General features: G+C 53.6%; 15 protein-coding genes and 1 other RNA gene. 4 read left to right on the top strand and 12 right to left on the bottom strand.

Going from position 1 to position 13,826, the window contains the following annotated elements; genetic code table 11:
• Positions 1-7 precede the first annotated feature (7 nt).
• The 11 genes from mraY to rsmI form a co-directional block, all read right to left on the bottom strand.
• On the bottom strand, positions 8-1,090 hold the full coding sequence (gene mraY / locus JJU14_RS08475; protein WP_228612529.1) for a phospho-N-acetylmuramoyl-pentapeptide-transferase: 1,083 nt from the start codon (positions 1,088-1,090) through the stop codon (positions 8-10).
• Positions 1,084-2,457 carry a UDP-N-acetylmuramoyl-tripeptide--D-alanyl-D-alanine ligase gene (gene murF, locus JJU14_RS08470; RefSeq protein WP_228612528.1) on the bottom strand — a complete coding sequence of 458 codons (1,374 nt, stop codon included), beginning with the start codon at positions 2,455-2,457 and terminating at the stop codon, positions 1,084-1,086. Before murF ends, mraY begins: the two co-directional genes overlap by 7 nt.
• Positions 2,454-3,923 (bottom strand): UDP-N-acetylmuramoyl-L-alanyl-D-glutamate--2,6-diaminopimelate ligase, encoded by a 1,470-nt coding sequence (locus JJU14_RS08465; RefSeq protein WP_228612526.1) that lies wholly within the window; start codon positions 3,921-3,923, stop codon positions 2,454-2,456. Before JJU14_RS08465 ends, murF begins: the two co-directional genes overlap by 4 nt.
• Positions 3,913-5,664, bottom strand: a complete 1,752-nt coding sequence (locus JJU14_RS08460; protein ID WP_228612524.1) for a penicillin-binding transpeptidase domain-containing protein — start codon at positions 5,662-5,664, stop codon at positions 3,913-3,915. Before JJU14_RS08460 ends, JJU14_RS08465 begins: the two co-directional genes overlap by 11 nt.
• On the bottom strand, positions 5,661-5,969 hold the full coding sequence (gene ftsL, locus JJU14_RS08455; protein ID WP_228612522.1) for a cell division protein FtsL: 309 nt from the start codon (positions 5,967-5,969) through the stop codon (positions 5,661-5,663). Before ftsL ends, JJU14_RS08460 begins: the two co-directional genes overlap by 4 nt.
• The gene (gene rsmH, locus JJU14_RS08450; protein WP_228612520.1) at positions 5,966-6,916 is read right to left on the bottom strand and encodes a 16S rRNA (cytosine(1402)-N(4))-methyltransferase RsmH; all 951 of its coding nucleotides are present in this window, start codon (positions 6,914-6,916) and stop codon (positions 5,966-5,968) included. The genes ftsL and rsmH overlap by 4 nt, the downstream gene beginning before the upstream one ends.
• Positions 6,917-7,381 (bottom strand): division/cell wall cluster transcriptional repressor MraZ, encoded by a 465-nt coding sequence (gene mraZ, locus JJU14_RS08445; RefSeq protein ID WP_091343630.1) that lies wholly within the window; start codon positions 7,379-7,381, stop codon positions 6,917-6,919.
• Between the two features lie 249 nt (positions 7,382-7,630).
• Positions 7,631-7,997, bottom strand: an RNA gene (rnpB, locus tag JJU14_RS08440) — RNase P RNA component class A.
• Between the two features lie 116 nt (positions 7,998-8,113).
• Positions 8,114-8,413, bottom strand: a complete 300-nt coding sequence (locus JJU14_RS08435) for a type II toxin-antitoxin system RelE/ParE family toxin (RefSeq protein WP_228612518.1) — start codon at positions 8,411-8,413, stop codon at positions 8,114-8,116.
• The gene (locus tag JJU14_RS08430; RefSeq protein WP_228612516.1) at positions 8,410-8,667 is read right to left on the bottom strand and encodes a type II toxin-antitoxin system ParD family antitoxin; all 258 of its coding nucleotides are present in this window, start codon (positions 8,665-8,667) and stop codon (positions 8,410-8,412) included. The genes JJU14_RS08435 and JJU14_RS08430 overlap by 4 nt, the downstream gene beginning before the upstream one ends.
• Before the next feature lie 98 nt (positions 8,668-8,765).
• A complete protein-coding gene (gene rsmI / locus JJU14_RS08425) occupies positions 8,766-9,611 on the bottom strand; it encodes a 16S rRNA (cytidine(1402)-2'-O)-methyltransferase (RefSeq protein WP_228612514.1) in 846 nt (281 codons plus the stop codon).
• 78 nt (positions 9,612-9,689) lie between these two features.
• Here rsmI and JJU14_RS08420 point away from each other — a divergent pair, with 78 nt between their 5' ends.
• The 4 genes from JJU14_RS08420 to dolP are packed head-to-tail and all read left to right on the top strand — an operon-like array spanning position 9,690 to position 13,049.
• Positions 9,690-11,528, top strand: coding sequence for a penicillin-binding protein activator (locus JJU14_RS08420; protein ID WP_228612512.1), 1,839 nt, complete (start codon positions 9,690-9,692; stop codon positions 11,526-11,528).
• Between the two features lies 1 nt (position 11,529).
• Positions 11,530-11,880: a YraN family protein gene (locus JJU14_RS08415; RefSeq protein WP_228612510.1), complete on the top strand. Its 351-nt coding sequence runs from the start codon at positions 11,530-11,532 to the stop codon at positions 11,878-11,880.
• A gap of 18 nt (positions 11,881-11,898) precedes the next feature.
• Entirely contained in the window at positions 11,899-12,486 is a 588-nt protein-coding gene (locus JJU14_RS08410) for an SIS domain-containing protein (protein ID WP_228612508.1), read from the top strand.
• A complete protein-coding gene (dolP, locus tag JJU14_RS08405) occupies positions 12,483-13,049 on the top strand; it encodes a division/outer membrane stress-associated lipid-binding lipoprotein (RefSeq protein WP_228612506.1) in 567 nt (188 codons plus the stop codon). The genes JJU14_RS08410 and dolP overlap by 4 nt, the downstream gene beginning before the upstream one ends.
• A 46-nt stretch (positions 13,050-13,095) precedes the next feature.
• On the opposite strand, the gene JJU14_RS08400 is transcribed toward dolP, so the two are convergent.
• Positions 13,096-13,773 carry a DUF599 family protein gene (locus JJU14_RS08400; RefSeq protein WP_228612504.1) on the bottom strand — a complete coding sequence of 226 codons (678 nt, stop codon included), beginning with the start codon at positions 13,771-13,773 and terminating at the stop codon, positions 13,096-13,098.
• Between the last annotated feature and the right edge of the window lie 53 nt (positions 13,774-13,826).

The following is a 13,826-nucleotide window of genomic DNA, read 5'->3' as shown; positions in this document are numbered from 1 at the left end:
CGTCAAATTACCTTAGTTTCAGGGTTGCAAGCCCTATCAAAACAAACATCACCGACAAGATCCAAAAGCGCACGATCACCCGCGGCTCAGGCCAGCCCTTTAACTCGTAATGATGGTGAATGGGGGCCATCCGAAAGATGCGTTGACCACGCAATTTGTAAGAGCCCACCTGCAGGATCACCGACAATGTCTCCATTACAAAAACACCACCCATAATGAACAGAATCAGTTCCTGCCGCACCAAAATGGCAATAACACCAAGCACCGCGCCGAGTGCCAGCGAGCCAACATCGCCCATAAAGACCTGTGCCGGGTAGGTGTTGAACCAAAGGAAACCAAGACCAGCGCCGATCAACGCCGAACACAGGACCACCAGCTCACTGGTGTGTGGTAAATGCGGGATATTCAGATAGCTGGAAAACACCACATTGCCACTGGCGTAAGCGATCACGGCAAAGGCAGCCGCCACCATAATCACGGGCACTATGGCCAGGCCATCCAGGCCATCGGTTAGATTGACCGCATTGCTGGTGCCAACAATGACAAAATAACTGAGCAGTAAAAACATCAGCCCGAGCTGAGGCATCACATCTTTAAAGAATGGCACCAACAAGGCAGTTTCCGCAGGTTGCTCGGCAGTGATAAATAGGAACAAAGCTGTGATGATGGCAAACACCGATTGCCAGAAGTACTTCCAGCGCGCAATCAGCCCTTGTGGATCTTTGCGGATCACTTTGCGGTAATCGTCGATAAAGCCTATGGTGCCAAAGCTCACCAACACAAAGAGCACCACCCAAACGTATTTATTGCTTAAGTTGGCCCATAGCAGGGTACTGACCAGCACCGATCCCAGGATGAGCAAGCCACCCATGGTAGGCGTGCCTTGCTTTGAGAAATGGCTTTCCGGGCCGTCATTGCGCACCATCTGGCCAATTTGCATGCTTTGCAAGCGGGCAATCAACTTGGGCCCGAAATACACACTGAGCAATAATGCGGTAAGAATGCCCAAAATTGAGCGAAACGTCAGATAACTGAAGACGTTAAAAAAGGTCATGTACTGCGTGAGGTACTCGGCGAGCCACACTAACATGGGGTTTTCTCCTGCTGACAACGTTCTAGCAAGTCCTGCACTACCAGCTCCATTTTGGCGCTGCGTGATCCCTTCACCAAAATCGTGGTGGCTTGCTGGGCTAAGAAAGGCATCAGTCGCTCGACCAGACTCTGGCGGGCACTGAAATGATGCCCATGACCGTTAAAACAGTCACTGGCGCTCTGTGATAGCACGCCCAGCGTGAACAATAGATTAACCCCTTGCTCCTTTGCGTATTTTCCAACCTGTTCGTGGTATAAACGGGCGTCAGTGCCCAATTCTGCCATATCGCCAAGCACCAGAATGCGCTGGCCGGTGTAGCTTGCCAGAAGATCTATCGCCGCTTTCACAGCACCGACACTGGCGTTGTAGCTGTCATCGATAATACGCAGGCCATCCCGTACTTCAATCACCTGGGTTCGCCCCTGCACTGCCGCCATCTGAGCCAACCCCAGCTGCACATCATGCAAACTGGCACCAAGCGCCATGGCTCCGGCTGCTGCAGCCAGTGCATTGGCGACATGATGGATCCCGGGTAGGTTCAGCTGCATAAAACGGCGGCCAGCCGGGCAAATCAGTTCAAAACCTGCATTGCCGTGGCTGTCCAGCAGTACATTTTCGGCGCGATAATCTGCATCACTGCTCAGGCTAAAGGTGACGACCTGCTGTTTGCCCAGTCGGCTCTGCCAGTAAGGTGTAAACTCGCTGTCCGATGGAATAATGGCAATCTGTCCGGGCTTAAGTGCCGAAAAGATTTCACCCTTAGCGCGAGCCACGCCCTGTAAGTCACCAAAACCTTCCAAATGCGCTTCGGCCACATTGGTGATCATGGCAACATCTGGCTGCACCAAAGCGCTGGTGTAGGCGATTTCACCCTGATGATTGGCGCCCAGCTCAAACACACCGAAGTTATGGCTGCTGTCCAAACGCAGCAAGGTGAGCGGTACGCCTATGGCATTGTTGAAGTTACCGGCCGTTGCCAACACCTTGCCTCGACGTGACAAAATCGCCGCCAGCATCTCTTTAACGGTGGTTTTCCCTGCACTGCCAGTTACTGCTACGGAAGGGACTTGCAGTTGCTGCTTCACCCATGCACCGAGCTGCCCTAAAGCTATGGTAGTATCTGCCACGACTATTTGCGGTAAGTCGACCGTTTGCGGGCTGTGCACCAGAGCAGCTATTGCTCCTTTGTCGGCCACTTCGGCCACAAAAGCCTGACCATCAAAGCTGGCACCTTTTAACGCGACAAAAAGATCACCCGGCTCAATGCGCCGGCTGTCGGTGCTGACGGCCTTGATAGCAACATTGTTACCCAGTAAAACACCACCGGTGATGTTGGCCAAAGTTTGCGTATCCAGCGCGATCATAAGCTCATCTCCCGCTGTAGCTGACGAATAAACGCCCGCTCATCGTACTCGCGGTAGTTATCGCCAATTTGTTGGTAGGTTTCGTGGCCTTTCCCGGCCAGTAAAATCATGTCGTGCGCCTGAGCCTCTGCCAGCACCAACTTAATAGCAAGCTCACGATCCGGTTCAATCTGGTAACACGCCTCATCCGACATGCCAGCGGCAATCTGCTGGCAGATTTGCTCCATCGGCTCGTGCCTGGGGTTGTCTGAGGTAATCACTACCCGATCCGCGCATTGCTGTGCTACTTTTCCCATTAATGGACGCTTGCCCTGATCACGATCGCCGCCACAGCCAAAAACGCACCATAAGTGGCCCTGACAGTGCGGACGCAGCGCTTGCAGCGCCAGTTGCAGTGCATCCGGTGTATGAGCAAAGTCCACCACCAGCGTCAAGGGGTGCGGAAAATCAAACTGTTCCATGCGCCCGGGGATAGCATTTAATACAGCTGCAGCCTGACATAACTCTGCTAAGTCCGAACCTTGCAACCAAAGTGCCGCGATGGCTGCTACCGCATTGTCGATATTGAAGTCGCCTATCAGCGGCAGTTGCAGGATAAATTGCTGCTCATCGCTTTGCAGCTTACAGCGAAAACCACCGGGGACGGCTTCTACCTGATGGTAGCCAAGGTAACGGCTATGCTGCTTGCAGTCGTCCAGTTTTCCAACAGCGCAATAAGTCACATCCAGTTTTTTCACCAGCTCTGCACCATAGGCATCGGATACATTGACTACCGCCTGACGGCAGTATTCAGGGGTAAGTAAACGTGCTTTGGCAGCACCATAGGCTTCCATGGTGCCGTGATAATCCAGATGGTCCCGACTTAGGTTGGTAAAAATGGCTACATCAAATTGAAGACCTGCAACCCGGCCCTGCACCATGGCATGGGATGACACCTCCATCGCCACCAAAGAGCAGTTGTCCTGCTTGAGCTCGGCCAGGATCTTTTGCAGCTCTACCTGATGCGGCGTGGTATTGGGCAAAGGCGTCAGTTTATCGGGGCGGCCGTACCCCAAAGTTCCAATCACCGCAGAGCGCTGTAGCAACTGTTGCGCCAGCTGCTGAACAAAGCAAGCAGTGCTGGATTTACCATTGGTGCCAGTCACCGCAATAAGCTGCAAGTGAGCCGCTGGGTCCTGATAAAAACGACTGGCCAACTCTGGTAACTGAATCATTAAATCAGGTACCAGCAACACCCTCGCATGCTCAGCAAAGCCGGCCGGTATCTCGTCGCTCAAAATCAAAGCGGCACCCTGCTGCAGAGCTTGGTCAATGTAGGTGTTGCCATGTTGCTTATGACCAGGCAAAGCCAGGAATACATCGTTCTGACGCACGTTGCGGCTGTCGATTTGCAAGTGCTTCAGTGGCTCTTGCGGCAGGTGAGCGGCCATTTCGCCCAGCCAACTGGCGGCTGTTTTAACCAGCATCCCGGCCTCCTTTGCGCTTGGAAATCCGTACACCGTCAGCATCGGGTGTAATGTTTTTCAGCCGCAGCACCGAGTTCATAATGTTGGCAAAAACCGGGGCAGCAATTTCACCGCCGTGGTAATAGTCGCTGGCCGGTTCGTTTAGCACCACCACAGTGGCAAAACGTGGGTTGGAAATAGGCGCCACGCCGGCAAAGGATGCCACATAATCATCGCCATAACCGCCAGCCACCGCTTTACGGGTGGTACCAGTTTTGCCACCAACCCGGTAGCCATCGACCCGACCACGGGTGGCGGTGCCGCCTGGCTCAATCACTGCTTCCATCATATCCAGCATAGCCTGGGCATATTCTGGCGACAGCACCCGCTCACCGGGCAAGCCTTGCTCTGATTTGATGATGGTCAGTGGCCGCAGGATGCCACCATTGCCGATGGCTGCATACATCCGGGCCAGCTGCACCGCCGTCACCGACAGGTTGTAACCAAAAGACAAGCTGGCCAGCTCATGGTCAGACCACCGATTCCGATGACTGAGCATGCCGGAACTTTCGCCGGTCAGGTTCAGGCCTGTGTCGCTGCCAAGTCCCATCGAAAAGTACAAATCCAACAAGTGCTGATGTGGCATGGATAAAGCCAGCTTGGTCACACCGATGTTGCTGGATTTCTGCATAATGCCGGTCAGATCGAGCTTGCCGTTATTGCTACCAACATCCCGCACCCAACTACCACCAACCCGCAGCATGCCCGGGGCCGTGTCAATCACTGTGTTTAAGTCGGCACTACCGAACTCCAGTGCAGCCAAAATGGGTAAGGGTTTGATGGTGGAGCCAGGCTCAAACATATCGGTGACGGCGCGATTACGGAAATGGTGTACCGGGGTATTGCGCCTGTTATTCGGATTAAACGATGGGCTGTTGGCCATCGCCAGTACTTCGCCGCTGTGCACATCAACAATTACTACGGAGCCAGAGGTAGCACCATAAGTCAGCACAGCTTTTTTCAGTTCACGATAGGCCACACTCTGGATACGCTGGTCGATGCTAAGTTGCAAATTACGAGGTTGCTGCGCATCTTCACGCTCCAGTACTTCAATATCTCGCCCTTTCGCATCACGCCGCACTAAGGTACGACCGGCCGTACCGGTCAGCAGCGCATTGTATCGACGCTCGATACCTTCAACACCCACATCATCAATATCGGTAAAACCAATCAAATGGGCAGTCACTTCTCCGGCCGGATAAAAGCGGCGCGACTCTTGACGAAAATAAACGCCGGGTACATTTAAACGCCGGATATAGTCGACTGCTGCCGGGCTAACCTGGCGCTGCAGGTAGACAAAGCGCCGACGGCTGTCGCTGCCAATGCGGTTATTAAGCTGTTCAGCCGTCATATTCAGCCCTTCCGCCAAAGCTTCCCAGCGACGGAGGTCTTGTTGAGAGCCGCGCTCCAGCACAACTTTTGGGTCAGCCCAGATCGCCTGCACCGGTACACTGACCGCTAACTCTTCACCGTGACGATCTAAAATCATGCCGCGCAATACGGTGTTGGAAGTAACACGCAAGCTACGTAAATCGCCCTGGGTCACCAACATTTCTGGTTCCAGTACCTGCAGGTAGGCCGCCCGCGCCACCAGCACCACAAACACCGACGCTAAAGCAAGCATCACAAACACAAAACGCCAGCCCACCATGCCAGGTGTCTGGTTGCGTTTGGCATGTTGTTTTTGCGCTGCTCTGCTCATGGTAAGGTCACCACCACTTCACGGGCACCACTGGGGCGCTGCATCTGTAAACGGGAGCTGGCAATGTCTTCCACCCGGCTGTGCTCGGACAAAGCCCGCTGCTCCAGCAGCAGGTTTCGCCACTCTACATCCAGCGCATCACGCTGTTGATACAATTGATTATGTGCATTCACCAGCAAACGGTTGTTGTGTGATAGCTGAACTACAGCTAACGCCGACAGCACGCAGAGCAACAGCAACAATACTGGCCAACGAAAACGCTTCCAGTCGGCCATAATCACTTGCGTTAAGCGGATCTGGCTCATGCGACCTCCTCCGCGTTTTTCTCGGCAATGCGCAATACGGCACTGCGGGCTCTGGGATTGGCCGCCAATTCTTGTTCGGAGGCCATGATGGCCTTACCCACCAGTTTCAGCGGCAGATGCTGCTTCAACTGAGCATCGGTTAGCGGCAGACCACGCGGTATTGGTGCGGCCTTGCTGTGCTGACGCATAAATTGTTTTACCAGCCGGTCTTCCAGTGAGTGAAAGCTAATCACCACTAAACGGCCACCAGGCTTTAATACCGTCAGTGCAGCGTCCAGCGCTTGCTTGACTTGCTCCAGCTCACTGTTGATGTAAATCCGAATGCCCTGGAAACTGCGCGTGGCCGGGTGCTTCTTTTCTTTCGGACTTTTTGGCACTACCCCGGCAATCAGCTCAGCCAGTTGTCGGGTGCGCGTTAGGGGCGCTTCAGCCCGGGCGGCAACAATAGCATTGGCAATTTTCCAGCCAAACTTTTCTTCACCATAGGCTTTGAGCACAAAACTGATGTCTTCCACATCAGCGCTGGCGAGCCACTCGGCTGCCGACAGGCCAGCATCCGGGTCCATCCGCATATCCAGCGGGCCATCACGCATAAAACTAAAACCACGTTCAGCATCATCCAGTTGTGGGGAGGAGACACCTAAATCCAGCAAAATACCATCGACTGTACCGTGAATTTGCTGTTGCTGGCAGATCAGATCCAGCGCCGCAAAGGGACTGCGGCTGATATGAAAGCGAGGATCGGCCAGCAGTGGGGCTGCGGCTTCAATGGCGGCGGGATCGCGATCGATCGCGTACAAACGGCCCTCGGCAGAGAGCCTGGCAAGAATTTGACGACTATGTCCGCCCCGGCCAAAAGTCCCGTCCAGGTAAATCCCGGCCGGTTGAATGGCGAGTCCGTCAATTGCTTCCTGCAATAATACGGATGTATGAGGGCTGGCAGTCATTTACAGTGCAAAATCCTGTAATCGTTCAGAAAGTTCAGTTTCAGCCGGCATGTCCCGCTCCAGCGCCATGTCCTGTTCGACACGGTCTAACCAGGCGGCTTCATCCCAGATCTCGAATTTATTCAATTGGCCTACCAGTCGAATGTTTTTCTCCAGACTGGCGTGGCTGCGCAGCGGTGCCGGCAGCAAAATACGGCCATTTTTATCCATATCGCATTCGGAGGCATGGCCAAGCAGCAACCGCTTTAAACGCAATTCCTGCGCGTTAAAGCTGGACAAACGCTTGAGCTTTTCTTCGATGTCTTCCCACTCGGCTAGGGGGTACAACATCAGGCAGGGATCTTTGTGATCGATGGTACAAATCAGCTGGCCGGAACACTCAGACAACAAGAAGTCGCGGTAGCGCGCTGGCAGCGCGATCCGGCCTTTGGTGTCCATTGTTAGTGTAAACGAGCCACGAAGCATAGCTGTGTCCTGAGATCGACGACTGATCCATCGCGATCCACAATTATCCACAAATCCCCACAATGCTACAGTTTAGGGCCGGGATCTGACCATTGTCAAGGTAAAAGCGGTGCATATTTGACAGGAAAGATCCAGCAAAAATGCAGGCTGCAGCAAAACCACTGATTCCGTGGGGGAAAGTGGGAGTAATCAGCAGCAGGAATGTTCACGAAGTGTTTTTTGGCAACATAAAAGGGAAAAGTGGAGAAAGAAGTGAGTTGGCCAATAAGCCGGGTTCTGTGCCTTGTTTCCAAGGTGGCAACCATTCCTCTAGGATGCATGTCACCATGCACCTCAAGCAACCTACCCGCCCCCAACGCGGGCCACGCCATAGGGGGCCTATTTGGTCTTGCTCCGAGTGGAGTTTACCGTGCCACGAACTGTTGCCAGTCGCGCGGTGCGCTCTTACCGCACCCTTTCACCCTTACCTGATCCCGCAAGCGGGCCATCGGCGGTTTGCTCTCTGTTGCACTGGTCGTCGGCTCACGCCGCCCAGGCGTTACCTGGCACTCTGCCCTGTGGAGCCCGGACTTTCCTCCCCTTGCAAATGCAAGCAGCGATTGCCCTGGCCAACTCGGGGCGCAGTATACGTTAAATGCAGTGAAAGCGCAGGTGTTATTTTTGGGAGGGGTTTCGCGAATGAGAAGCTGCGGGTTGATAGGCCTCAGGAAATGGGAAAACTCAGGACTGCAGTTACTGATCCAGCAACCTTGCAGAGGCATCCATATCCTGGTGCAGCACACGGACAACGACGATCTCAGCCTGCAACGCTTGATAAAAAACAGCGTGCTGTTCGAGCTGCAATCTGCGATAACCAGGAAGGACATGATCATAGCTCGAGCCAAGTAACGGATGATGAATCAGCTGATTCATTCCTGTTTCCATCCGATCCAGGTAGTTATCAGCCTGATCAGCCCCCCATTTTTCGCAGCTATACACCCAGATGCCGATGAGGTCCGATTCCGCCTTCGGTGTGATGTTCAACTTGATCACGAACTTTCCGTTTGCATTCGCTGACGGCCAGCGGCTTTGATGGCAGCAAGGTCAAGTGGTTTGGGTTTGCCGCTGGACTCACCCTCAGCAAGGGCCTGCCTCAGCATCGAAAGACGCTCTTTAGCCTGTTGATCCCTTCGGATAAGATCGCGGATATACTCACTATCATTGCCAAAGTGACCGCTTTCAATTTGGCTTTTCACCCAGTCGTCTTGCTGTTCAGTCAACGTGATGGTTTTCCGGTGCATGCTCATAGCCGGTGCTCCTAACACAACGAAAGTATGATATTATCATACTACATTCCCACTAGAATGCTAACACGCTCACGATTGCGCCATGAACGAACAATTCCCTATTTCTGCTGCAAACTCAGGCCATGCTGGTACAACGCATTTTTCTTCAGGCCGTGGATCTCAGCCGTCAGGGCGGCGGCTTTTTTCAACGGTAATTCTGCCATCAGCAGCTGCAGGGTATGCAGGGCGGTATCGCTGATATCGCTTTCGGTTTTAGCCACCGGCGCTATCATCAGCACCATTTCACCCTGGCAACGCTTGGGATCGTCCTGCAGCCACTGCAGGATCTCGCTGGCCGTACCGCGGGCAAAGTGCTCGAAGGTTTTGGTCAGCTCCTTGGCCAGCACCAGTTCACGTTCTGCACCAAAGACTTGCTGTACATCCTGCAAAGTATCCTGTATCCGCCGCGCCGTTTCATAACACACCAGAGTCCCCACCCCGGCAGGAATAGCCTGCAGCTGATTCAACCGTTGTTGCTGTTTGGCAGCCAAAAAACCAATGAATAAGAATTGGTCGGTCGGCAGGCCTGCAGCCGATAAAGCAGCAATCAATGCGCATGCACCCGGCACGGGCACCACCTGCACACCTTCCTGTTGGCAGTAACGCACCAGGCTATAACCTGGATCGCTGATCAATGGGGTACCGGCATCGGAAATCAGTGCGATACTTTGCCCTTGCTTTAACTTTTCCAGTAAAGAAGCTGCTCGCTGTTTTTCGTTGTGATCGTGCAGCGCCAGCATTTTGCTTTGAATACCATAATGCTGCAGCAACCGGGAGGAGTGGCGGGTATCTTCGGCTGCAATCCAGTCGACTGTTGAAAGTATATCCAGTGCCCGTTGGCTGATGTCCGCCAGATTGCCGATTGGGGTGGCGACGATATAAAGTTGTCCGCTTTGCGTAGTCATGGGTTCGCTTTTGTTTGAGCTTCTGAGTGGGACTCAGTAAGATAGTGCCAATTATGGACTATGGTACTGGGCATTGCGATGAGCAGCAAACAAAAACCATGGCTATTGGCAGTGCTTCTGACAGGCCTGCTGATAGGGTGTGCGCAACAACCGAGCACCGTGATCTCCCAACCGGAGCGGGAGCCTGAGGTTCGTGAGGAAGTCGTAAGCGAGCAGCCGGCTTATACAGCTGAACAGTTGTTGCAGCGGGCATCCCGCCAGCAAGGTCGTCAACAGCAAGAACTATTCGTTGCTGCGGCTAATGCCGCTTTAACTGAAGCCAATCCACGACTGGCTTTAGCCATCGTACAAGAACTCAGCAGCTTGCAAGAACCCTGGTTACAGGCTCGCTTGCCGGCTATTGAACTGGAAGCTCGTCGACAACTGCAGCAATACCCTTTGGCTTTGCAAAAAATTGAGCAAAGTCGACCAACTGAACTGGCAGCCAGCGCACGACTGGCCTTTAGCCTGAGTGCTGCCCGTTTATTTCAACAACTGCAGCAACCAGCGAAAGCTGCCTATTGGTGGTTGCAGTGGGACGAACTAACGGCCTTGCAACGAGCCGAAGATGACAGCTGGCAACAGCTATGGCAGCAGCTGATCCAACTGGATAACACTGAGCTGGAACAATTACGGCACAATGCCGGTGCCCGTACCCTGGCCTGGTTACAGCTAAACAACACCATACGTCAGCAGTTAGGGCGGCCCGAAGCAATGCAAAGTGCTTTGCAACAATGGCAGCGCAATTATCCACAGATGCCGCTGCTGGACGAGTTACCAGCCACGATCATGGCGCTGGCAGAGCTCACGCCATTTCAACCCAAACGCATTGCGGTGCTGTTACCGATCCATGGTCAGCTTCGGCCTCATGCTCAGGCCATTCAAAATGGCATCTTAGCTGCAGCAGTGAACCAGCCAGATACGGAACTGTTTTTTATCGACAGCCTGCAGCAACCAGAGGTGATTCAACAAGAATTGCAGGCGCTGAACATTGAGTTTGTGATTGGGCCTTTGCAGCGCAGCCAGGTCGATGCAATCCGCCAGCATGGTGACTGGCCCTGGCCCACCCTGTTTTTAAATCAGAGCGGCCTACCGGCGGAGCCAGACCGTGACCAGTATTTCTTTAGCCTGAGTTTAGAAGATGAAGCCAGTCAGTTAGCCGCCTTATTTCAGCGCCGGGACTATCGCCGGCCTGTGGTGATCCATGCTCAGAATACCAGCAGCGAACGGCTGGCCCAGCATTTTAGTCGTGAGTGGCGCGCTTATGGTCACCAGGCTCCTGAACTCTATGGATTTGCGGGCCGTGATGAGCTGGAGCCAATGATTGCCCGCCTGCTGGAGCTGGAAGCCAGCCGGCAACGGGTTCGCCAAATCAGTCAGTTGATCCCGGGTGAAGTCGAGTCAGAGCCTCATAGCCGGCGTGACATTGATGCCGTGTACCTGATAGCTGATCCAACTCAGACACGGTTGTTAAAACCCTTTCTTGATGTTTCTGTCAGCTCCACCGCCCCCAGCCTGCCGGTCTATGCCAGCTCACGTAGTCACAGCATCCAGGCCGACCGCACCGATCATCGCGATCTGGCAGGACTCACCTTCACCGAAATGCCCTGGATGTTAACCGTGCAACAAAGCCAGCAGTTGCGAGCCGAGTTTGATCAACTCTTCCCGGAGCAGGATGAAAGCCTGCAACGCTTGTTTGCTATGGGCTACGATGCGCTGCAACTTATTCCCAAGCTACGGCAGCAACAACAGCTGCCGGCCTTACGGCATCAAGGGCTCACCGGTGAGTTAAGCTTAACCCCCGAGCGCAACATCCGCCGTCAACTGGATTGGGCCCGCTACAGTCAAACGGCTCTGCAACGTATCCGGGAGCCCTGAGATGGCCAATACGCTTGGCATCGTTTACGAGCAGCTGGCAGAGCAGTACCTGCAGCAACAGGGGCTGAAAACTGTAGCACGCAATTTTACTACCAAGCTGGGCGAACTGGATCTGGTAATGCGCCTACAGGATAAATTGATATTTGTCGAAGTGAAGTACCGTTCCTCTGAGGCTTATGGTGGTGCTAGTGCCGCTATAAGCTTCCGTCAACAGCAGAAATTGCTGCGTACAGCCCAGCTGTATTTGCAGCGCAGCCGGCATCAGGGTCCTTGCCGCTTTGATGTACTCACCATCAGTGGCTCTGAGCCTTACCAGTTTAACTGGATCCAAAACGCTATCGTGGCGAGTTAGGCCAATACAGGAATTAGCATGCAAGATAAAATTCGCCAGCTTTTTAGCGAAAACATTCAGACCATGATTGCCACCAGTGAAGCCCTGGCCGGGCCGATTGAACAGGCGGCTTTTCGCATTGTCAGCAGCTTAATTGAAGGCGGCAAGGTGATGTGCTGTGGTGATGGTGCCAGCGCAAGTCTGGCACAGCATTTTGCTCAGTTGTTGCTGGATCAATACGAAACCGAGCGGCCTTGCCTGCCAGCTATGGCATTGCATCAGGATCATGCTGCCCTGCACACCAGCCAGGCCAGAAACAACGACTACTACGCCCGTCAAGTGAAAGCGCTCGGCCAAAAAGGTGATATCTTGTTGGTTATTTCTTTAGGTGGCAACGAACAAAGCCTGATCAAAGCGGTCGAAGCAGCACTGACCTGTGATATGAGCGTGGTCGCCTTGACCGTCGAAGGTGCCGATGAACTGTCCGGCCTGTTGAATGCACAGGATACCGAGCTGAGAGTTCCGGCGCATCGCCATGCCAGAGTATTTGAGTGCTATGCCTTTTTACTGCACTGTGTTTGCGAACTGATTGAACTAAACCTTTTCCCACAACAGGGGGAGTTATGAGCCAAAACCGTGTCTGGGTGTTGTTATTGACGTTAGGTCTGTTGCAAGGCTGTGCGGCAGCCGTGGTGGCTGGCGGTGGTGCGGCCGTTGTGGCAGCGCAGGACAGACGTACCCTGGGCAGCCAGATTGACGATACCGGTATCGCCATGCGGGCCCGTCAGCTGTTTGCCGATGAAGATTTAAACAAGCAAGGCCGCATCAATGTCGTTAGTTACAATGGTGTGGTGCTGCTAACTGGCCAGGTGGAAACCGAGCAGGTTCGGCAACGGGCCGGCCAAATCGCCCGGGATTTGCAGAGTGTGCGTGATGTGCACAATCAAATCCGGGTCGGCAACACCATTTCTTTATCTACCCGCAGCCGTGACAGCTGGATCAGTACCCGGGTCAAAACCCTGTTTTTATCCGACAGCGATATCAGCGGCCTGAATATCAAGGTGGTCACCGAAGACGGCGAAGTGTTTCTGATGGGGTTGGTCACGCCGGATGAAGCCGACAAGGCTGTCGAAATAGCCCGCCATGTTGATGGTGTCAATCGAGTGGTACGGGCGTTTGAGTTGCAATAAAACACGTCTTTGCTGAAACGGCTTTGATGCCGTTTCAGCATACCACTTAACAATCCCGCAAGGCATGCAGCACTTTGGAGTGAAACTCCCGTTGCTTCATAATCAACATCACCACCACAGTGGCCATCATAAAGAATACCGGATCGATAAACCAAGCCAGCGCTGCCAATGAAAAATACATGGCACGCAGTCCATAGTTAAAAGAGTGACCGGCCTGATCAATTACTTTGGCGGTGCGAAGTGCATAGGCTTTGCGATCATCCTCTTCCATGCTGCGACCATCCGGCGCCGCTCCTATCAAAACGCCACCAAAACCGTATTGACGCAACGACCAGGTAAACTGAAAAAAAGCGAATACATACATCAGCGCTATACACAACAGCTTAAGCTGCAACGACACTTCAGCTTGTGAGCTCCATGGCAGTATATTGCGCAGCACCAGGCTGATTTTATCGGCTGAGGCCAGTGCCGTTAACAAGCCAGCCAGCACCAGCAAGGTGCTGGAAGCAAAAAAGCTAACATTGCGTTCCAGGGTAGAGATAAGCCCGACATCCGCCATTTTATTATCGCGGCTCAGCATCTGCTGCATCCAGTCGTTGCGCTTGCGCCTTAGTTCAAAGGATAAACAACTGACGCTTTTCGCCCGCCGCTTGGCGTACAGGGTGTAACCAACCCAGATGGCGATAAACCAAAGAATTGCGATGAGATCCAACCAGCCTGCCATACCTGCTCCTATCTTTGCAGCCTGAGGCTGTTATACCACAGGCTGCAACCCGG

It is taken from the genome of Alkalimonas sp., assembly GCF_020831925.1.
GTDB lineage: Bacteria > Pseudomonadota > Gammaproteobacteria > Enterobacterales > Alteromonadaceae > Alkalimonas.
The sequence above is the reverse complement of the archived record's forward strand: the minus strand, read 5'-3'. Positions and strand labels throughout refer to the sequence as shown.

What these genes read in the sequence shown, in the direction of transcription:
- JJU14_RS08420 (WP_228612512.1), top strand. Translation starts at nt 9,690, where the DNA reads ATGAGCAGCAAACAAAAACCATGGCTATTGGCAGTGCTTCTGACAGGC.
- mraY (WP_228612529.1), bottom strand. Translation starts at nt 1,090, where the DNA reads ATGTTAGTGTGGCTCGCCGAGTACCTCACGCAGTACATGACCTTTTTT.
- JJU14_RS08415 (WP_228612510.1), top strand. Translation starts at nt 11,530, where the DNA reads ATGGCCAATACGCTTGGCATCGTTTACGAGCAGCTGGCAGAGCAGTAC.
- rsmH (WP_228612520.1), bottom strand. Translation starts at nt 6,916, where the DNA reads ATGACTGCCAGCCCTCATACATCCGTATTATTGCAGGAAGCAATTGAC.
- mraZ (WP_091343630.1), bottom strand. Translation starts at nt 7,381, where the DNA reads ATGCTTCGTGGCTCGTTTACACTAACAATGGACACCAAAGGCCGGATC.
- murF (WP_228612528.1), bottom strand. Translation starts at nt 2,457, where the DNA reads ATGATCGCGCTGGATACGCAAACTTTGGCCAACATCACCGGTGGTGTT.
- JJU14_RS08410 (WP_228612508.1), top strand. Translation starts at nt 11,899, where the DNA reads ATGCAAGATAAAATTCGCCAGCTTTTTAGCGAAAACATTCAGACCATG.
- dolP (WP_228612506.1), top strand. Translation starts at nt 12,483, where the DNA reads ATGAGCCAAAACCGTGTCTGGGTGTTGTTATTGACGTTAGGTCTGTTG.
- JJU14_RS08400 (WP_228612504.1), bottom strand. Translation starts at nt 13,773, where the DNA reads ATGGCAGGCTGGTTGGATCTCATCGCAATTCTTTGGTTTATCGCCATC.
- JJU14_RS08460 (WP_228612524.1), bottom strand. Translation starts at nt 5,664, where the DNA reads ATGAGCAGAGCAGCGCAAAAACAACATGCCAAACGCAACCAGACACCT.
- ftsL (WP_228612522.1), bottom strand. Translation starts at nt 5,969, where the DNA reads ATGAGCCAGATCCGCTTAACGCAAGTGATTATGGCCGACTGGAAGCGT.
- JJU14_RS08430 (WP_228612516.1), bottom strand. Translation starts at nt 8,667, where the DNA reads ATGAGCATGCACCGGAAAACCATCACGTTGACTGAACAGCAAGACGAC.
- rsmI (WP_228612514.1), bottom strand. Translation starts at nt 9,611, where the DNA reads ATGACTACGCAAAGCGGACAACTTTATATCGTCGCCACCCCAATCGGC.
- JJU14_RS08465 (WP_228612526.1), bottom strand. Translation starts at nt 3,923, where the DNA reads ATGCTGGTTAAAACAGCCGCCAGTTGGCTGGGCGAAATGGCCGCTCAC.